Consider the following 19,296-nt stretch of genomic DNA (forward strand, 5'->3'; position numbering starts at 1 on the left):
AATGCTTAATTTTCTTTATAAAAAATTTTTGTAAGTATATCTAGTTATATCAATGCTTAAGAAGATTATTTGCTGAATATGGGCTTAGTTAATGTACACTTTTGATTTTTTTGCACATTGTTTGTATATTCCTTATTAAATTATAATGAACATAGTGTCAATTATCAATAGAGAAAAGTTATCAGGAGGGATATTATGAAGAAAAATAAAGTTATTTTAGGATTTACTGCTTTAATTATTGGATGCTTTTTAAGTATTTTGGATAGTACTATAGTAAATATAGCACTTCCGGATATAGCTAATTATTTCAATGAAAGTATCAATAATATAAGCTGGATTGCTACGGGATACCTGCTTTCATTTTCTGTATTTCTTATTATAGGTTCTAAAATTGCAGATCAATTTGGAAGAAAAAAAGTTTTTATAATTGGACTTATAATTTTTGGAGCTGCTTCAGGCTTATGTGGAGTTTCTAATTCAATTCTATTTTTAATTATCATGAGATTTATTCAAGGTATTGGTGCTGCAATTCTTACACCCGTGATTATACCATTGGGTATTGATATTTTTGGAAAGGAAAAGAGAGGCTTTATAATAGGGATATCGGGAGCAATCACAGCATTAGCCGCTGCGGCAGGTCCACCACTTGGGGGAGTAATGCTTGAATATTTAAATTGGAAAACTATATTTTATGTAAATGTTCCTTTGAGTATAATAGCTATATTTTTAGGAGTGATATTTCTGGATGAATCCTTTGACAATACGGTTTCAAAGAAAATAGACATAGCAGGTACTGTTTTATTAACTGTAAGTTTATTTTGTTTAACCTTTGCACTACTTAAAGGTGGAGATTATGGATGGAATTCTTCTAGTATAATAATTCTATTCATTATTTTTGTAATTTCAATGATTATATTTCTAATTGTTGAAAGCAAAATTTCTGAGCCGATGCTTCCATTGAATTTATTTAGAGAGAGTACTTTTACAACTTCTTGTATTTGCTATATGACGAGTGGCTTTGGGATAGCTGCCCCTTTACTCATATTGAATTTTTATCTGGAAAAAATATTGATGTATTCAGCATTAAAGTCCGGTTTAATACTCATGACACTTTCATTAAGTGGAGCAGTAAGCGTACCTCTAGGAAGCTTTTTATCTAATAAGTTAGGAACACGAATAATTAATTTTTTAGGACTTATACTTATATCAGTTGCGACTATTGGTCTTGCTCATATAGATAATAATACTTCAATTTTGAATATAAGGCTGATACTCATTGTTTTCGGATTTGGATTTGGATTTTCTGTTCAGTCAATATCTTCAGCAATAAAATATTTACCACTAGAAAAAAGTGGAATGGCTTCTGGTATTATTAATGCAGGAAGGCAAATTGGTACATGTGTTGGAGTAGCAATTCTTGTAAGTATATTAAATACTAATGTAAATAATGCAGTTGTTAATATTAAGGATGATGTGAAACATGAGATAAGCATGGATAAAACTTTGAATACTGATATTAAAGATAAGATGCTAATAAAAATAGATAATATGAAAAGTGATTCAGGCTCTTTTTCAAAAGAGGATATAGTAAAAAATATCAATGAAGAAGGTAAAAAGTTACTTGCTAAAACTCCAGAGGGACGAAGAGCATTTGTGTTAAATAGTTTAGAGCAGCAAAAGAGTAAGGTATTAAATATAATTAATTATAGTCAGGATGTAAGAAATAAAGAAATTAGTAAGGCTTTCAATAATACATTTAGGGTATCCTATATTATACTATTTGTATTTTCAATATTCGGACTGTTCACAGACAAGAGAGTAAAATAGATAATGTGCCAAAACAATAAAATTAAGCCCACCTTTTTAAGGCAGGCTTAATTTTTATATATGATATTATTTGTTATAATAGTATAAAAAAGATAGGTGGTATGTAACATGGAAGAAAAATTAAAAGAGCTGCAGGATATGAATTTTAAAGTAGTTCATTTAGGAATCAATTCATCAAACGAAGAAGAGGCATTGTCAGCAGCAAAATTTTTTATTACACTTTTTGGATTTCCTATGACTGATAAAAAAGAGTCAGTATTTGCAGGACCTATGATAGAAATAATGAAAGGTAATGGAAGAGGTACTAATGGACATATTGCGATTTCTGTAAAAGATGTTTGTAAGGGAAAGGCGTATTTAGAAGACATGGGATATATTTTTGATGCTAATTCTGAAAAATATGATTCTAACGGAAATCTTACACTTATTTATTTAAAAGATGAGGTGGCAGGATTTGCTATACATCTAATAAAGGAATAAAAATAAATATAATCTTTTGTTATATAAGAAAAGTTAAAACTGTATAGTAATTTAAAAAATCATGACATAGAAATTAATGTCATGATTTTTTTATTTGACCACTAGGTGATAGTAACATACTTATAGTGTTAAGGAAAAAACAATAAGTATCAATGAATCTTACTTAGAGGGAGTCTGTATTGCCACTAAGGTTGGATGAATTATCTAGGCACGTACAGCTGTTATCTGCAGTTTTAAATTTATAAGGTGGAGTATTATAATCACTAGTAATCGAATAAAATCAATAGGAAAACTGTGTAATAGAGAGTATAATATTAATAAAATTCATATATACAGGAGTGATAATTGTGAGTGTGGAAAATGTAAGAAAATTTTTTATAGATAGAGGTATTGAAGATCCTGTTTTTGAACTACCAGAGAGTGGAGCAACGGTAGATCTTGCATCGAAAACTATAGGGGTTCAACCGGAATTTATTGCAAAAACCTTAGCTTTTAAGGTAAAGGAAAGAAATGTGTTAATAGTTACCAGAGGGAATGCTAAAGTGAATAATAAAAAATTTAAAGAGTATTTTAAAATCAAGGCAAAAATGCTTAGTTTTGATGAAGTTGAAGAAGAAATAGGGCATCCTGTAGGTGGCGTGTGTCCCTTTGGTGTTAAAGATAATGTAGAAATATTTATTGATGAATCCTTAAGGAATTTTAAATATATTTATCCTGCGGCAGGTTCTAAAACTACAGCTTTAAAGATAGCACCCAATAAAATTGAGGAATTAACTAATGCTATCTGGATAGATGTGTGCACCTATTAGAAATTAAAACAAATAATTATAATAAGTTGTCTGCATATAAATAATTATTTTATATAAAACCAACTTTTAATTATAATTGGATAAATGTATAATTTGATTACGATGCATATGGAATATATTATTTAGTCTATGTATAAATTTAAAATTAAAGATGATGTATTGAATGTGGGGATTTTATATGACAGAAAAAGAAAAGATGATTAACGGAGAACTATATGAAGCTTTTGGAGAAGAGTTATTAGGGGAGCGCCAATATGCGAAGGAATTGATATTTGACTATAACAATTTAAGACCAAGAGAAGTTGAAAAAAGAAATGAAATCATAAGAAAATTATTTAGTAATACGGGTAATGAATTTTTTATAGAGCCACCATTTCGATGTGATTATGGATATAATATATCTATTGGCGAGAATTTTTACAGTAATTATAATTGCACTATTTTAGATTGCGCTAAGGTTACTATTGGAGATAATGTGTTGTTTGCACCAAATGTAAGTCTTTTTACAGCAGGACATCCTATACATTTCGAGCCTAGAAACAGGGGATTTGAATATGCCTTTCCAATTACTATAGGTAACAATGTGTGGGTAGGTGGCGGAGTTATTATAAATCCAGATATTACAATTGGGGATAATGTAGTTATTGGCTCTGGCAGCGTGGTAACAAAGGATATTCCATCTGATTGTATAGCTGTGGGAAATCCTTGTAAAGTAATACGACAAATTACTGAGGAGGACAAACAGTATTATTTTAAAAAACTTAAAATAGAAAGATAAAATTCAGGTGTTAAAAATGATTTTAAAAGGTTAATTAAGAAAGGGGGTATGTAAATTGGAAAATTTCAAATTAATAGAGTATTTACTTGAAGAAGATGGTTTTCATAGCTATGTGACTAATTCTAAAGATGAAATCAATGAAAATGATGAACAGATTATTAGAACTTCAGGATCTCACAATTGTGGTGGAAGATGCGTTATAAAAGCTCATGTTAAGAATGGACGAGTTGTGAGAATTTCTACGGAAGATGATATAGAGGATACAAGGGAAACTCCTCAACTGAGAGGGTGTCTTCGCTGTCGTTCCTACAGGAATCGTATGTATAATCACGATAGGCTGAAATATCCTATGAAACGAATTGGTAAACGAGGAGAAGGAAAATTTAAACGTATTAGCTGGGAAGAAGCTATAGACACAATTGCAGAGAATACTAAGAGTATTATGAAAAAGTATGGCCCAGATTCAATATATGTTCAGTATGCCACTGGTAATGCAGGAAGAGTAGCAGAAAGAACTTGGATGAAAAGACTTCTAGGAATGTATGGCGGCTATCTAGATTATTATGGTAGTTACAGTACTGCTTGTACACAAATTGCAACACCATATACATTCGGAACTATTTATACTGGCAGTAGCAGAGATACCTGGCAAAATTCAAAACTCATTATTCTATTAGGCTTTAATCCAGCGGAAACCATTCATGGTACTAATACAGCTTATTATTTAAAAATGGCAAAGGAAGCTGGAGCGAGAATTATAAGTATTGATCCAATCTACTCAAACACGGCTATAGGTCTTGCTGATAAATGGATTCCAATTCGTCCAACTACAGATAGTGCCTTACTAGATGCCATGGCCTATGTTATAATTACAGAAAATTTGCAGGATCAAGATTTTCTTGATAAATACTGCTTAGGCTTTGATGAAGAGCATATGCCTTCTGGAATTCCACAGGGTAATTCTTATAAGGAATATATATTGGGTGAAAGTGAAGATAAAACACCAAAAACTCCAGTTTGGGCTGAAGCTATAACAGGGATACCAAGGGAAACAATTGTTGAATTAGCAAGAGAATACGCTACAAATAAACCTGCTGCATTAATAGAAGGCTTTGGACCACAGAGACATGCCTATGGAGAACAATATACAAGAAGTGGAACAGTGCTTGCAGCCATAACTGGAAATATAGGAATCAATGGTGGATGGGCTTCTGGTACGGGGTATCCTGTTCGTCAGGAATTTGTTGCATCAATTCCATGCTTCAATCCCAATAAATCTCAGATTTCTGTATACGGCTGGCCTGATGCCATTATAAGAGGAAATGGAATGGGCGCAGATCTCAGTGTGAAGGGTGTAGAAAAGCTATCTTCAAATATTAAGCTCATGTTTAATCTAGGCGGAAACACTCTTGTAAATCAGCATTCTGATTCCAATGGAACAGCTAAAATATTGGAAGATGAAAATCTCGTAGAATTCATAGTACTCAGTGACCACTTTCTAACTCCAAGTGCTAAGTTTGCGGATATACTTTTGCCTGCAGACAATATGATGGAGAGAGACGACATTGTGACCCCTTGGGGCATTGGAGACTATGTGATATACATGAATAAGGCAGTGGATACAGTATTTGAATGTCGTAATGGTTATGATTGGATCAGTGATTTAGCGGATAGACTTGGACTTAAGGATGAGTTTACAGAGGGAAAGTCCATAGATCAATGGATGGAATATTTGGTTAAAGAAACTGCCAAGAAAAATGTTGGTTTTCCATCCTTTGATGAGTTTAAGAAAGATGGAATATACAGATGGAACTATAATAAGCCTTCTATAGCCTTTGAAGATCATATTAAAGATCCTAAAAATAGTCCTTTTCCTACACCATCAAGTAAAATAGAGATTTTTTCAAAGCGATTATGGGATATGAACAATCCTTCTGAAATTCCAGCAGTTCCTAAGTATGTACCAGCGTGGGAGGGACCGGAAGATCCTATGAAGAAAATCTATCCCCTCCAATGTATTGGACATCACTATAAACGCCGTGTCCACTCTACCTTTGACAACACCAGTTGGATGGAAGAGGCAGGGAAACAGGAAATGTGGATTAGTACCATAGATGCTTCAAAACGAGGTATTAAAAGTGGAGATGAAGTAAAGGTGTTTAACAGTAGGGGTACAGTAGTTTTGTCTGCAAAAGTTACACCAAGGATTATGCCAGGGGTGGTGTCTATACCTCAAGGGGCATGGTGGACTCCTGATAAGGATGGGATTGATAGAAGAGGCTGTATTAACACTCTTACAAAATATCATCCAACTCCGCTAGCCTTTGGAAATCCGTCTCACACTAATTTGGTAGAGGTAGTTAAGGCTTAATATCAATGAATCTCATTTAGTGAGAGTTTGTTTTTCTCACTAAGTTTAGATGAATTGTCTAAGGCTGTGCCGCTGCTATCCTGTGCTTATAAAGAAGGCGGGAATATTACATCGGTTAGTCATTGGATAAACTTAAAATTAGAAGGTGGTACAAACATGGGTAAACAACTAGCATTTTATTTTCAGCAAAACTATTGTGTTGGATGCAATACTTGCCAAATAGCCTGCAAGGATAAAAACAATCTCCCAGTAGGCCAGCAGTTTAGAAAAGTTTATGAAGTTTCTGGTGGAGACTTTGTAGAAAAAGGACAAGCTGTTATACCTAATATATATGCCTTCTGGATTTCTATCAGTTGCAATCAATGTAAAAATCCAGTATGTATGAAAGATTGTCCTACAGGAGCCATTAAGAAGAGAGAAGAAGATGGAATTATATGTATAGATAAGGAAAAGTGTATAGGCTGTAAAAATTGCATAAAAGCCTGTCCCTATGAAGCACCTCAATATGATAAGGTTTCTAAAAAGGTTAATAAATGCGATTTTTGCATGGATTTATTGAAACAGGGGAAAGATCCTGTCTGTGTGTCATCCTGTCCAATGAGGGCGCTTAACTATGGAATTCTAGAAGAGCTTCGTGAAAAGTATGGACATATTTCCGAAACGGAAGGTATGCCAAAAGCAAGTATAACTGATCCTGCATTGGTAATTACTCCTCATGAAGATGCAATAAAAGGAGCTGAATGATGTGAAAGATCTTATGATAAGAAGACAAGCTATTTATGCCATACTGTCTGCACTTTATCGTGGAGATTTAGATAAGGTATTGGAAATTTCTAATGAAGCTCCAGTATTTAAAGATTTTTTAATTGAAAAGGGTTATAGCAGAGATATTGTAGAAGAAATTAAAAATAATAGACAAGTATTCATAGAGGATTATGAAAGATTATTTTTCGGACCAACACGTATATTAGCACCACCTTGGGAGTCTGTTTATGAAAATGAGGACAGATTGTTATTTGGACAATCTGAATTGCAAGTTCGCAGGTTCTATAGAAGCTTTGGATTAGATGTTATTGAAAGGGAAGCAGCAGATCACTTAGCTTTTGAGGTAGCGTTTATGTCAAGACTATGTTCTATTATAGATTATGAAAATTTAGAAGATGTTAAGAAAAATATTAAAGGTCAAATAGATTTTCTGACTAAGCATCTATTATCTTGGACAACAAAATGGAATAAGGATGTAGCTAAAAACTCAAAGACTAAATTTTGGAGGGATATTTCTGAAATTATAGTAATGTGGTTCCATGGGGATTTAGTGGAGCTTAATAATGTGCTTAAATGTCTTTAGTAGGAACATTAGTTTTTGAAAAGTATTTCTTTAGAGTAAAAAATAGAGTTGCTTTAGTTGTTATTGCTGATAATTTTGATGGTAGTACAAAGGTGAGAGTAATATCAACAGCAAGTTCAGAGGGTATATTTTTTAACTTCGATTGGGGAGCAGGCGATAGTTTTATTGGAGAAGTAGAAAATATACTAAGTAAGAATATCATATCTGAACATAATAGCTGATAAATATAAAAGATGTAAAGGGACATGCGATTTTTAGACATTTAAATATAGGTTTGTATAGAAATTTTTCTATTTGAAAAATGTGTTCGTAAGATTTAATTTCATTTTGTAATATATTTACTAATTATAAAATATAGTCTATAATTATTAAAACTAACCCAAAAGGGGGATGGATTATGTCAGAAGTTATTAAGCAAAACACAAGTAATAAATTTGTTGTGATTTCATGTATATTGGCTGTATTATTAGTTATGTGTGGAGGACTACTCCATATGATTTTTAGAAGTGCGATTGTAGTGGTTCCAGCTATTACTATTGCTTTTAGCATATTAGGTATTATAAAATCCAATAAATCACATTTAGAGATAGGTGCTATAGTATCTATTATAATAGGAATAATTTATGTAGCACTATATATACATTAAACCTTATATTATATAAATGAATTTTTTGAGTAGTGGTAAAGAATTACTAGTACTTATTTTTTTGTATGTTAAAAAATTATTATCTTTCCAGTGATGGCTGTTGGATACATTATAATTATTTTGCAATTTTTGTAAATGGTGCTATAGTAATTTATTGAGAAATACATAAAAGGTAAGGTTTTAAAATGGAGTATATTGGGAATAAAGAATACTGGGATGAAAAATTTTCTAATAGAAGTGATAAGCCATTAAGTCCTGAAAAGTCATTAGTTGAAAATATAAACTGTTTTAAAAAAGGGTCTGTTCTTGATATTGCTTGTGGTGATGGTAGAAATACTTTATTTCTAATTGAAAGTGGTTTTGAAGTAACAGGAGTTGATTTCAGTGATAAAGCACTTGCTCGTCTGAAGATGTTCTCAAAAAGAAGCAATTATTTTGTTACCACAAAACAAATAGATTTAAGTTTTCCAAATTCATTAAGGAATGTTGGCATATTTGATAATATTTTAATTAATCATTATAAATTAAACAAAGACCAACTTATAGAACTTCAAAATCATATAAATGATGATGGTATTTTATTTGTTAGCGGTTTTGGAAGTAAGCATAAAGTTGACTCTAAAATTAGAAAAGAAGATTTAATTCAATCAATTGATTTTGAGGATATAAATAACTCATTTGAGTTATTTAAGTATATTGAAAATCAAGATATTAGAGGATTTTTTGTTACTTATATTTTTCGTAGGAAAAAATTAATATGAAATAATAAGATATTGTTCATTAAATGTTGTAACTATTATAATTAAAACTGTAGGAGGATTAAATGGTGGTTAATCAATCTAATATATTTTTACTCTTTCTTTTTTCAATAGCGTTGCATAATATTGAAGAAGCCTTATGGCTACCACAGTGGTCCAAAAATGCAATGAAATTCCATAAACAAGTAGAAAAAAATGAATTTCATTTTGCAGTATTAGTAATTACTCTAATTGCATATTTGTGTACAAGCTTATTTATATTTTTCCCTAATGTATTATTGTTAAAATATTTTTATTTTGGATTTGTTGGGGCAATGATAATTAATACTATATTTCCACACCTTATTGCGACTATTTTTCTTAAAAAATATTCTCCAGGTTTAATAACTGGGGTTTCGTTACAAATTCCAGTGGATTGTTTAATAATAGTTAATTCTATAAATAATGGGATTATTAATTTTTATATATTACTCTTATCTATTATAATAGTTGGAGTATTTTTACTTTCAATTATTCCAATATTATTTAGAATGGGGAGAAAATTTTTGTATTATATTTAACAGATAATAGAAAAGATTCTTAAATGGTTCCATAATAAAATATTGCAAAAAGAGGAGCGCATAATGAAATTTGTTAAAGAAATACCTCCTATAGATAAAAAATTATCAGATAAATTGATTTCTCATGGCTGGATAAAAATAAAAGAACCTAAAAATTTATTAACTACTATGTTAGTATCTATACCACTAATGTTTATAAATAGTTTAATTAGTATTTTAATCATTAATCAATTTTACAGTCCGTGGGTAGATATTCTTGATAAAAGATCTTTTTCTATAAGTATAAACATTTTTAATATAATATTTTTCATTATAGCAATATTTATATTACTTATAGTGCATGAATTGTTTCATATGATATTTATTCCTAACTTCATAAAATCAGATAAGACCTGTTGTGGAATTACATTAAATGGTGGGTTTGTAGCTACAACAGAAAAGATAGTAAAAAATAGATTTATTATGATTTCAATTGCACCATTTGTTTTATTATCTATGGTGCTTCCAATTATCTTGGGAGTCTGTAATTCTCTAAATGGTTTCATTGTATTTTTTATTATTGTCAATGCAATGGCTTCATCTGTTGATATCTTGAATTTAATTCTTATTATGGTTCAAGTACCTAAAAATAGCTTTATTATCAACAATGGATTTGAAACATATTTTAAGTAAATATACCTTTTAAATGATTATAGAGTAGAGTATTTATAAATTGATTTTTATTATTTTTAGGATGTTTGATAAATGGATGATATGGTAGTGAGAAAGATAAAATATGTACTTGAAAAAGATATTGAGTAACTTCAATAAATAAATTGGAGGAGTAAGTAAAATGGATATTATTAATACAGTATATTTATATCTTATTATGAGCATTTTATGTATTTTCATTGGATTTATGTTAAAGAGCCATATTATACTTAAATTTGCAAAACTTTTTACTAAAACAATATTAAAGGAACAGGAATATATTCACATATATAAATTTATTTGTATATGTTCAGGTGTTTATTTTGGAATTGTAAGTTATATACTATTTAAAACAAATGATTACAGAATGATTTTAATATCTATGCCACTACTATTTATTTTTATAGGACTTCAACTTTGGAATAACAAAAAACATTTAGTAAGATGAGATTAGGTTTGTATTAAATCAGGAGAAAATCATATGAAAACAACAAATAAAAGTTTAACACAAATTCACTTAGCAGTTTTCTTATTCGGCTTATCAGGCTTATTTGGTAAATTACTATCTTTACCATCAATAATAATTGTCCTTGGAAGAGTATTATTTTCAAGTGCTTTTTTATTGATTTTAATGTTTTATCTTAAGAAAGAAATAAAACTAAAACGACAAAGTCATTATTTTTATTTGATAATAATGGGAGTAATTTTAGCAATTCACTGGAGTACTTTTTTTAAATCCATTCAGATATCTACGGTAGCAATAGGATTACTTACATTTTCTACATTTCCTGTTTTCGTTACTTTTATTGAACCATATTTTTTTAAAGAGAAAATTAAATTATCAGATATTGTAATTGCAATTATTACATTCTCAGGAGTAGTGCTTGTAATTCCCAAATTTGAATTGGGGAATAATTTAACTGAAGGAGCTCTATGGGGAGTTGTATCTGGTTTCACTTATGCAGTTCTTTCAATGCTTAACAGAAAATATGTAAAAGAATATTCAAGTTCGGTAATTGCTTTTTATGAGCAGTTTGTAGCTACAATTGTATTAATTCCCTTTTTCTTTTTTGAGAAACCTGTTTTTGCGCCTAAGGACATATTTTTACTGGTTTTATTAGGGGTAGTTTTTACTGGAGTTTCTTACCTATTATTTATAAATAGTTTAAAAAATATTAAAACACAAACAGCAGGAATTATTTCTAGCCTTGAACCCGTTTATGGTATCATTTTTGCTACTTTTTTATTAAAAGAAATACCAACATTAAGAGAAGTTTTAGGAGGAATTGTTATTTTGAGTACTGTTTTTTACTCAACTATTAAATCTAAATAAGTTTATAGTTTGCTTGTATTTTTGAGATACAATCTAAAGGTTTACATTACAAACCTTTGTAAACTTAGAGTTGACAATCAATTAGTAGGAGTATATTATTACTACATGGAAACTAATTAAACTAATATAGTTTCCAAAGATTATAGTAAAGAGAGTTGTGAATATGAAAGATAAAATACTAAGTGTGGCAGCTTCAAAAATAGAAAGGTATGGTTTGAAAAAATTTACTATAGATGAAATTGCATTAGAATTGAAAATCAGTAAGAAAACTGTATATAAATATTTTCATAGTAAAGACGAAATAGTTAAGGAATATTTTAATGAAGTTATAAGAACATGCAGAGAGAACACTATTGAAGCCGTTAATCATGAAGGAAGGTTTGATGATAAACTTCATGAGATTGTCTGTTCAAATAATGAACATAAGATACCTATAAATATTATTAACGAAGCTAAATTATATTATCCCGAGCAGTGGGAAGAAATACAGAAATTAAAAGATTTTAAATTAGATATAATAGAAAAATTAATAAAGGATGCAATGAAAGATGGAAAGATTAAAGAGGATATAGATTATAGAATTTTAAGTAAGTTAATTGAAAAAATTAGTGACATATTTTTTGATTATGATTTTCTTGTCAATAACAATTTGACTATAGATGAAATTATTGATGGCATTATTAAAATAGCATTAAATGGCATCCTTAAGTAGATTTAAACCATTTTTAGAAGATTAGTAAAAATAAAATTTATTTTATATTGGTTTCTGCCTATTTAGTATATTGAAGTATTACAGAAACTAGTCATGGGATAAATTTAATCATAATCATACATAAAATCAGTTAGTACTAAAGGATGGGAATATTAAAGAGATTAAAGAGCATCATAAGGGGGAAGGAAAAGTGCATAAAATTATAAAAGCCAGATGGGTTATATTCGCAGTATGGATTGCTGCTATAGTATTATCAATAGTGTATTTACCAGATTTAAATAAAGTACTTAGAGAAAAAGGACAACAATTCTTAAGTGATGATAATCCGTCTGTTAAAGCTGATAATATCTTAAAGGAAATGAATAAGACATCTGGTAATCCGGACCTTATTGTATTTAATAGTAAAAATAAATTGAGCTCTAGTGATATGGACAATATAAAAGCTGGAGTAAATACTATGAGAGATAATTCAAAGGAACTTGGCATAAGTGATATGCTGGATCCATTTAATACTCCAGATATTAAGTCAAAGTTAATTTCAAAAGATGAAAAAACTGTTATGGTAAGCTTTAGACTTAATAAGAATGGACGTGAAATAAGTGATATAAGGAATGATTTTAAAAAGAAGCTTAAAGGTGTTAATACAAGTTATTATTTAACGGGAACAGATTTTATAAATGATGATTATATAAGAGTTATTTCCAATGGTGTTGATAAAAGCGCAATGCTTACTATAATTTTTATATTAGTTGTATTAATAATCATGTTTAGGTCAATCGTTACTCCGGTTATATCTCTACTAGCGGTAGGGATATCCTATATTGTTTCAATGGCCATTGTAGGGCAGTTTGTCTATAGATTTAATTATCCTGTTTCGTCACTTACCCAAATGGTGCTTGTACTTATACTGTTTGGTATTGGAACAGATTATAATATTCTCTTATTTAATAGATTTAAAGATGAAATGTCAAAAAGTAGCTCAATAGATGAGGCAATTATAAACACATATAAAACTGCTGGAAAAACAATAGTTTTTAGTATAGCGACAGTTTTTATAGCCTTTTTAAGTCTTAGCTTTGCTAAGTTTGGGATGTATCGGTCTGCAAACTGCGTTGCTATTGGTGTAATAATACTTTTGCTTGAAATACTCACATTTACACCTTTTTTAATGAAAACTCTTGGAGTGAAACTTTTCTGGCCATCCAAAAAGGTTACTGATCACAAGCCAAGTAAGTTTTGGGAAAAGGCAACCTCATTTTCAGTAAAAAAGCCAGCTTTAGTTTCAATAATAATAATTCTTATTCTTATTCCAATAGTTCTGTTTAATGTTCAGAAGTATTCCTATGATACAATAAATGAACTTAGTGGATCTGTTGAATCTGTAAAAGGTTTTAACCTAGTTGCTGATTCTTTTGGAAAAGGTCAAGCATTAACCACTACAGTAGTTCTTAAAAATGATAAACCAATGAATAATAATTCTGATTTAGCTGTAATTGACAATTTAACTAAGCAAATTAAAAATGTTAAGGGAGTTAAGTCTGTATCTAGTGTAACCGAGCCATTATCTGATCCTATTGATTTACTTTATATAGGAAAACAAACTCAACAGGTAACGGAAGGAATTTCAAAGTCTAAAGATGGTGTAGATAAAATAAATAATGGATTAACGCAGATTAACAATAATCTAAACTCAGTTAATTTAACCGGGCTGTCTAAAGTTGATGACCTTGTAAAGGGAACTTCACAGGTTCAAGATGGATTAACTGCTATAACGGTAGGAATGGATAAAATAAATACAGGTATCTCACAGGGGGCTGATGGTGCAGATAAGATTAATGCAGGCATAGTTCAAGCTAAAAATGGCCTAGCCCAAGTAGTAAGTTATACTCAGCAGTTGTCTTCTGGAGTATCGCAAATTCATGATGGATACGATAAACTTGGAGCTGCTTATGGCGGAATTCAACAGGGGGTTAATAAGCTTCAGGATGGAGTAAATCAACTTCAATCTGGTGTGGATAACCTGAAAAAAGGAGGTACTGAATTACAGCAGCATGGTAGTGAATTACAGACAGGTTCCAGCAATGTGAATAAATTAGTAGACCTACTTAAGGAAGAAGCGCAGAAAAATCCACAATTTCAAGAGGCTATAAATAATGACCCTAATCTAAAAATGGCTGTAGGTGGAATTTCACAAAATTATTCAGCTATTAATTCTGGAATTTCTCAATTAAATGGTGGAATAGGGCAACTTAATGGTGGTGTTGGACAGTTAAGCACTGGTATTACTGGATTAAATAATGGAGCAGGACAGCTTGATACTGGGGTTAAGCAATTTAAACAAAATTACGATGTTCTTACTTCAAAACTTGGAGATATAACAACAAACCTAAATAAGATAAATGATGCACAAAATCAGGTTCTATCTGGATTATCACAACTTCAGAATGGTTCAGGAGCTTTAGCAAGTGGACTTCATGCAGGGGGAAATGGCCAGAATGAAATAATCCAAAATATGGGCAAACTAAATTCAGGATTAGGTCAGGTTAAAGATGGTCAGGTTCAGCTTAATGACATGCTTAAGAAGTTTTCCTCAAGTATACCTGAATTAAAAGATGCATTAGGACAAAGCAGCAGTGGATTATCTGCTATTTCTAGTGGTCTTGGTCAGACAAATGATTATTTGAATCAATTAAGTGATACTTCAACATTCTTCTTACCAGAAGAACAATTAAATTCTAAAGATTTTAAACAGTCATTAGATATGTACATGACAGATGATAGAAAGATAACTAAGCTTACAGTTGTTTTAAACTCTGACCCATATTCAGCTGAAGCGATGAATACTGCAAAAAATATTAATGATATAATACCAAATTCTATTAAGGGAACTAGCCTTAAAGGTGTAAACTATGGAGTTGCTGGTACTAGTGCTTCTGATTATGATTTAAACAAGATAGCACTTAGTGATTTAAACACTATAAAAGTAATAGTTTTAATTGCCATATTTATAGTGCTTTTATTAGTGATAAGGTCACCTTTAATATCATTATATATAAGTATATCTTTAATGGCAGCTTACTATATATCATCTTCTTTACTGAACTTCATAGTATTCCATATATTTAAACTTGATGGAGTATCCTGGAATGTGCCATTTTTCTCCTTTGTTATGATTGTAGCTTTAGGAGTGGATTATAGTATATTCCTGATGATGAGATTTAAAGAATGCAAAAATATTTCTAAAAATCAGGCAATAATTATAGCTTCAAGAAATATAGGTGGAATAGTAATGTCAGCAGCATTAATACTTGGAGGTACTTTTATTACTATGGCACCTTCTGGGGTGAGATTGTTAATTCAACTTGCTATAGCCGTAGTTATAGGGCTTGCAGCTTTAAGTTTATTATTACTTCCAATTTTCTTACCATCACTTATTGCTTTGCCTGGTTGGATAAGCAAGATAATAGATAAAAACAAGACTGATTCTATCCAAAATAGTAAAGCTTCATAATTAGAAAAAACACTATTAAACTACTATATTTAAATTGTTTGATAGTGTTTCCCTTAATAACATATAAGGGTGTCCTTTTAGGCATATGAAAATAAATAGTAAGTCAAAATAGACTAGCATACTGACTAGTTATTTATTTGAATGTGCCTTATGTTAAAAATATATTAATCTATAGTTAAACAAATGGACACATTTTTGAAAAGAAACTGTAACAATATTCAGATATTATATAATGGTAAAGAATATTCTATAAATAATAATAGGTAATAAAAGCACTGGTAGAAATACTGGTGCCATTCATTTTTTTAGGAGATGAAGTGTATGAATAAGCTTTTAAATATAGGATTTGATAATTATATTAGTCCAGATAAGATATCAGAAATAACGCAGCCTTTGTCAGCACCAATCAAGAGGATTATACGAAATGCAAAAAGTAATGAACTTATAGACTGCACTATGGGAAGGAAAACAGAATCTGTAATACTGACTAAAGATAATAAGATCATACTTAGTTCAATTAGTAGAGAAATATTAATTGAAAATTTAGGATATATGAAAAATAATCTTTCATCTAGGTACTAATGCCTTTTGTGTATAAGGTATTTTAATTTTTATTTAACTTAATATACACAATATGGAAAGAAAATTGTAATAAAAGAGTGATATTATTATACATAGACATGAAAAATAATCCTTACTTTACACTGGTAGAAATGCTGGTGTATTTTTTTGTTTTTTTGTTTGTGAGAAAATAAATATTAAAAGATAATAAATACTATTTACAAAATGCTATTTATGATTTATTATATAAGTATAAGAATTACCCCCCTAAGCAGTTAATAAAATATAGATTAAGCACCAGTAGAGATTACTGGTGCTTATTTTCGTGTTAATAAAAATGAAAATATATACTCCATATATTTCAATTACAGTTAATCTGTGAGATAATATTCTAAGAAGTAATCTTAATATATTAATATAAAGGAGTAGTTTTTATGCAATCTAAATCCTATTATTCCAAAAGAATAACATATCTTATTTTATCAATATTTTCATGGGGATTAATATATTTAATTTATACAAAAATTTTAGATGATCCCGATATGATAACTGAATCCGCAGAAGTTATACTTAAAATTTTAATAATTATTCTTATAATATTAGGAGTAGCAACCTTTGTAAAATTAATTGATAAAAGACCAATTGTAGAAGTTTCTGAAGAAGGTATTAAAATTCAAAGTTTTATATTGTTTAATGTATTTATCAAATGGAATGAGCTAGAAGGTATTAATGAAGAAAAATATACTCAGCTTGTAGTAAATCCATCAATGATTGGGTTTTCAACAAGTTACATGCTAAGATTTTATAGAAAAAATAAACGCTCTGTTGCAGTAAATCTTTCCTTATTAAATACTAGAAATAATGATTTCTTTGATTCTTTAAATTATTTTATTAAGAAAAACCAATAATCTTTAACTAATGCAGCAAATTTTTATTATTAAAGATTAATATGATTTTGTAAAGTATGGATATGAATTTAAATTTAAACCTATTAAGTATAATATAGTTAAAAAATGCACATATTATAATAAGATTCATTGATAAGGCATATGAAAATAAATAACAAGACAAAGATGCGACGTATATTTTGAAGTCAACAAGGAAATAGGTTCCTAAGATAGTGAGCTATCTTAGGGTTCTGTTGACGCGGTGGGATTCAAAATAGACTAGCATACTGACTAGTTATTTATTTGAATGTGCCTAAAGAAAACTGAGTATTGTTATTTGCTGAATTACTTGCAAGTTGAAGATAATTATAGAAGTAAATTTGAGGTGTAAAAAGTGAATAAAAAACATATGGTATTGAGAGTTAGAATTATTTTTATGGTATTTGCAGCAACTATTTCTATTGTTGGGGTGTGGACTAATATAAAGATGGTTACTTGGTTTGGTGCAATTCTTTGGATATTGAGTTCAATTGTAAATGTCATCTATAGTGTTAAGAATTCTGGAGTAGAGTGTAATTTAAGTAGAAATTCAAATGTACATCAAAAGAAAAAGGGCATATGATTTAAATAATAGTAGGTGTGAAATAGTATTCTACACCTACTATTATTTAAACATAAAAATTATCTTTTAGATTTTCTATATCCAGCTGCCTGTGCTTCTGCCTCAGTATTAAACAATTGTTCAGCATTTGTCTTATCATAGTATTGCCCACCAGGAACATGATAAATCTTTTCACCTTTAGAATTAATGTTTCCCTTTATAGATCCTTTAGGGGATGTAGAATTATTAGCATTGGGGCTTGTGCTGCTTGTACTACTAGACGATGAACTCTTTGTAGAGGTTCCACTGGAAGAAGTATCTCCTTTAGTAGTTCCATTAGGGTCTATAGACCATAGTCCTTTCTTTGCATTTCTTGCTTCAGCATTATATTTAGTAAAATAATCTCTATATTTAACGTCTGGTGGATAGGTAGATACTTCGGCATAGCCATTTTCTACTAAGACGGCATTAAACATCTTTGTTTTTATTTCTGAGTCATTTATTTCTTTAGGTACGGAAAGCCAAATATATCTCAATAATCTTCCATATTGATCAGTTTCAGAAACGTCTTTTTCAAGATATACTGTTTTCCCTGTGAGCTGATTCTTGGTATAGTTGCTTGCTTCTTTACCATAAGGTTCTGTTCTTGTAGTTGATTCAGGGGTATTTACTCCTATAAGTCTTACCTTACTTCCATCAGAAAGTTCCAACGTATCTCCATCTACTACTCGGGACACTTTAGCTTCTTTTAAATTAAATTTTGATAGATCAGCTGATTTTTCTTTAGCATCAGTATTAGTATTGTTATTAATTTTAGCATCAGCAGCGGTATTATTTTGCTCTTGGGTGCTTGTACTATTGCTTTTAGATGAATCAGCACTAACTTTTTCACCAGAACATCCAGCATTAAATAATAAAAATGTTAATAGGGCAGAGACTAGTAAAGTTTTGTTAACTATATTCTTAATCTTCATTGGTTTTTCTGCTACTCAAAATATGGTCAAATGTATCCATTTTCATGAGAAGCTTTTCCTTTCATTTTCTATATCTTAATTTTAAAATTTTCATATATATTATATTATCATAATATTAGCAAAGCTACAGGGAATTTAATACTTTTAGGCATATGAAAATAAATAGTAAGTCAAAATATACCAGCATACTGACTAGTTATTTATTTGAATGTGCCTTATAATAATTGATTAGGGGATAAGGGAAAACTGAAGCTTACATAGGAAAGAGGGGCTATTCTGTTCCAAAGAGATAAGAACAGAGTAGCCCCTTTAAATAATATACTTTCTATATTATCTTATTTTACATTATCAAATTGATTTAAATTATACTCTTTTATGAGCCCTATAAGCTTTTGAGCATAGCCTGGATCTGTGGCATAGCCCGCCGATTGTAGTGCTTATACTAGGTGT

The 19,296-nt window shown here is 29.9% G+C and carries 20 protein-coding genes; 19 read left to right on the plus strand and 1 reads right to left on the minus strand.

Annotated elements, in window-relative coordinates:
* The first annotated feature begins 195 nt into the window (after positions 1-195).
* From RH99_RS13195 to RH99_RS13285, 19 genes are all read left to right on the plus strand, one after another.
* Positions 196-1,827: an MFS transporter gene (locus RH99_RS13195; RefSeq protein WP_010239017.1), complete on the plus strand. Its 1,632-nt coding sequence runs from the start codon at positions 196-198 to the stop codon at positions 1,825-1,827.
* Positions 1,828-1,935: 108 nt separating this feature from the next.
* Entirely contained in the window at positions 1,936-2,307 is a 372-nt protein-coding gene (locus tag RH99_RS13200; RefSeq protein ID WP_010239019.1) for a VOC family protein, read from the plus strand.
* Positions 2,308-2,654: 347 nt separating this feature from the next.
* Positions 2,655-3,116 (plus strand): YbaK/EbsC family protein, encoded by a 462-nt coding sequence (locus RH99_RS13205; protein WP_010239021.1) that lies wholly within the window; start codon positions 2,655-2,657, stop codon positions 3,114-3,116.
* Positions 3,117-3,294: 178 nt separating this feature from the next.
* Positions 3,295-3,894, plus strand: coding sequence for a sugar O-acetyltransferase (locus RH99_RS13210; RefSeq protein ID WP_010239023.1), 600 nt, complete (start codon positions 3,295-3,297; stop codon positions 3,892-3,894).
* A gap of 55 nt (positions 3,895-3,949) precedes the next feature.
* The gene (locus tag RH99_RS13215) at positions 3,950-6,265 is read left to right on the plus strand and encodes a DMSO/selenate family reductase complex A subunit (RefSeq protein WP_010239026.1); all 2,316 of its coding nucleotides are present in this window, start codon (positions 3,950-3,952) and stop codon (positions 6,263-6,265) included.
* Between the two features lie 156 nt (positions 6,266-6,421).
* Positions 6,422-7,009 carry a DMSO/selenate family reductase complex B subunit gene (locus tag RH99_RS13220; RefSeq protein WP_010239028.1) on the plus strand — a complete coding sequence of 196 codons (588 nt, stop codon included), beginning with the start codon at positions 6,422-6,424 and terminating at the stop codon, positions 7,007-7,009.
* Position 7,010: 1 nt separating this feature from the next.
* Positions 7,011-7,613: a TorD/DmsD family molecular chaperone gene (locus RH99_RS13225; RefSeq protein ID WP_010239031.1), complete on the plus strand. Its 603-nt coding sequence runs from the start codon at positions 7,011-7,013 to the stop codon at positions 7,611-7,613.
* Positions 7,604-7,834, plus strand: coding sequence for a DUF6054 family protein (locus tag RH99_RS13230; protein WP_010239033.1), 231 nt, complete (start codon positions 7,604-7,606; stop codon positions 7,832-7,834). Before RH99_RS13225 ends, RH99_RS13230 begins: the two co-directional genes overlap by 10 nt.
* 176 nt (positions 7,835-8,010) lie before the next feature.
* Positions 8,011-8,259, plus strand: coding sequence for a hypothetical protein (locus RH99_RS13235; RefSeq protein WP_010239035.1), 249 nt, complete (start codon positions 8,011-8,013; stop codon positions 8,257-8,259).
* Positions 8,260-8,444: 185 nt separating this feature from the next.
* Positions 8,445-9,020 carry a class I SAM-dependent methyltransferase gene (locus tag RH99_RS13240; RefSeq protein ID WP_010239037.1) on the plus strand — a complete coding sequence of 192 codons (576 nt, stop codon included), beginning with the start codon at positions 8,445-8,447 and terminating at the stop codon, positions 9,018-9,020.
* Between the two features lie 62 nt (positions 9,021-9,082).
* Positions 9,083-9,577, plus strand: coding sequence for an HXXEE domain-containing protein (locus RH99_RS13245; protein ID WP_035777017.1), 495 nt, complete (start codon positions 9,083-9,085; stop codon positions 9,575-9,577).
* Between the two features lie 63 nt (positions 9,578-9,640).
* Positions 9,641-10,249, plus strand: a complete 609-nt coding sequence (locus tag RH99_RS13250; RefSeq protein WP_010239042.1) for a DUF3267 domain-containing protein — start codon at positions 9,641-9,643, stop codon at positions 10,247-10,249.
* Positions 10,250-10,409: 160 nt separating this feature from the next.
* Positions 10,410-10,715, plus strand: coding sequence for a hypothetical protein (locus RH99_RS13255; protein WP_010239045.1), 306 nt, complete (start codon positions 10,410-10,412; stop codon positions 10,713-10,715).
* A 33-nt stretch (positions 10,716-10,748) separates the two neighbouring features.
* Positions 10,749-11,600, plus strand: coding sequence for a DMT family transporter (locus tag RH99_RS13260; RefSeq protein WP_010239048.1), 852 nt, complete (start codon positions 10,749-10,751; stop codon positions 11,598-11,600).
* 163 nt (positions 11,601-11,763) lie between these two features.
* On the plus strand, positions 11,764-12,312 hold the full coding sequence (locus RH99_RS13265; RefSeq protein WP_010239050.1) for a TetR/AcrR family transcriptional regulator: 549 nt from the start codon (positions 11,764-11,766) through the stop codon (positions 12,310-12,312).
* Between the two features lie 190 nt (positions 12,313-12,502).
* The gene (locus RH99_RS13270; protein ID WP_010239052.1) at positions 12,503-15,823 is read left to right on the plus strand and encodes an MMPL family transporter; all 3,321 of its coding nucleotides are present in this window, start codon (positions 12,503-12,505) and stop codon (positions 15,821-15,823) included.
* 321 nt (positions 15,824-16,144) lie between these two features.
* Positions 16,145-16,405, plus strand: coding sequence for a DUF370 domain-containing protein (locus RH99_RS13275; protein ID WP_010239054.1), 261 nt, complete (start codon positions 16,145-16,147; stop codon positions 16,403-16,405).
* A 413-nt stretch (positions 16,406-16,818) separates the two neighbouring features.
* Complete coding sequence (locus tag RH99_RS13280; protein WP_010239056.1) at positions 16,819-17,292, plus strand: hypothetical protein; 474 nt, start codon at positions 16,819-16,821, stop codon at positions 17,290-17,292.
* A 373-nt stretch (positions 17,293-17,665) separates the two neighbouring features.
* Positions 17,666-17,893, plus strand: a complete 228-nt coding sequence (locus RH99_RS13285; RefSeq protein WP_010239058.1) for a hypothetical protein — start codon at positions 17,666-17,668, stop codon at positions 17,891-17,893.
* Positions 17,894-17,952: 59 nt separating this feature from the next.
* Here the strand turns inward: RH99_RS13285 and RH99_RS13290 are convergent, their stop codons facing one another.
* Entirely contained in the window at positions 17,953-18,846 is an 894-nt protein-coding gene (locus RH99_RS13290) for a thermonuclease family protein (protein ID WP_010239060.1), read from the minus strand.
* Positions 18,847-19,296: the final 450 nt, after the last annotated feature.

It is taken from the genome of Clostridium arbusti SL206 (assembly GCF_000246895.1).
GTDB lineage: Bacteria > Bacillota > Clostridia > Clostridiales > Clostridiaceae > Clostridium_I > Clostridium_I arbusti.

Bases quoted from the DNA above. Each gene is read 5' to 3' on its own strand.
- RH99_RS13245 (WP_035777017.1), top strand. From the start codon at position 9,083: ATGGTGGTTAATCAATCTAATATATTTTTACTCTTTCTTTTTTCAATA.
- RH99_RS13250 (WP_010239042.1), top strand. From the start codon at position 9,641: ATGAAATTTGTTAAAGAAATACCTCCTATAGATAAAAAATTATCAGAT.
- RH99_RS13220 (WP_010239028.1), top strand. From the start codon at position 6,422: ATGGGTAAACAACTAGCATTTTATTTTCAGCAAAACTATTGTGTTGGA.
- RH99_RS13195 (WP_010239017.1), top strand. From the start codon at position 196: ATGAAGAAAAATAAAGTTATTTTAGGATTTACTGCTTTAATTATTGGA.
- RH99_RS13240 (WP_010239037.1), top strand. From the start codon at position 8,445: ATGGAGTATATTGGGAATAAAGAATACTGGGATGAAAAATTTTCTAAT.
- RH99_RS13210 (WP_010239023.1), top strand. From the start codon at position 3,295: ATGACAGAAAAAGAAAAGATGATTAACGGAGAACTATATGAAGCTTTT.
- RH99_RS13200 (WP_010239019.1), top strand. From the start codon at position 1,936: ATGGAAGAAAAATTAAAAGAGCTGCAGGATATGAATTTTAAAGTAGTT.
- RH99_RS13235 (WP_010239035.1), top strand. From the start codon at position 8,011: ATGTCAGAAGTTATTAAGCAAAACACAAGTAATAAATTTGTTGTGATT.
- RH99_RS13260 (WP_010239048.1), top strand. From the start codon at position 10,749: ATGAAAACAACAAATAAAAGTTTAACACAAATTCACTTAGCAGTTTTC.
- RH99_RS13290 (WP_010239060.1), bottom strand. From the start codon at position 18,846: ATGAAGATTAAGAATATAGTTAACAAAACTTTACTAGTCTCTGCCCTA.
- RH99_RS13255 (WP_010239045.1), top strand. From the start codon at position 10,410: ATGGATATTATTAATACAGTATATTTATATCTTATTATGAGCATTTTA.
- RH99_RS13265 (WP_010239050.1), top strand. From the start codon at position 11,764: ATGAAAGATAAAATACTAAGTGTGGCAGCTTCAAAAATAGAAAGGTAT.
- RH99_RS13275 (WP_010239054.1), top strand. From the start codon at position 16,145: ATGAATAAGCTTTTAAATATAGGATTTGATAATTATATTAGTCCAGAT.
- RH99_RS13280 (WP_010239056.1), top strand. From the start codon at position 16,819: ATGCAATCTAAATCCTATTATTCCAAAAGAATAACATATCTTATTTTA.
- RH99_RS13230 (WP_010239033.1), top strand. From the start codon at position 7,604: ATGTCTTTAGTAGGAACATTAGTTTTTGAAAAGTATTTCTTTAGAGTA.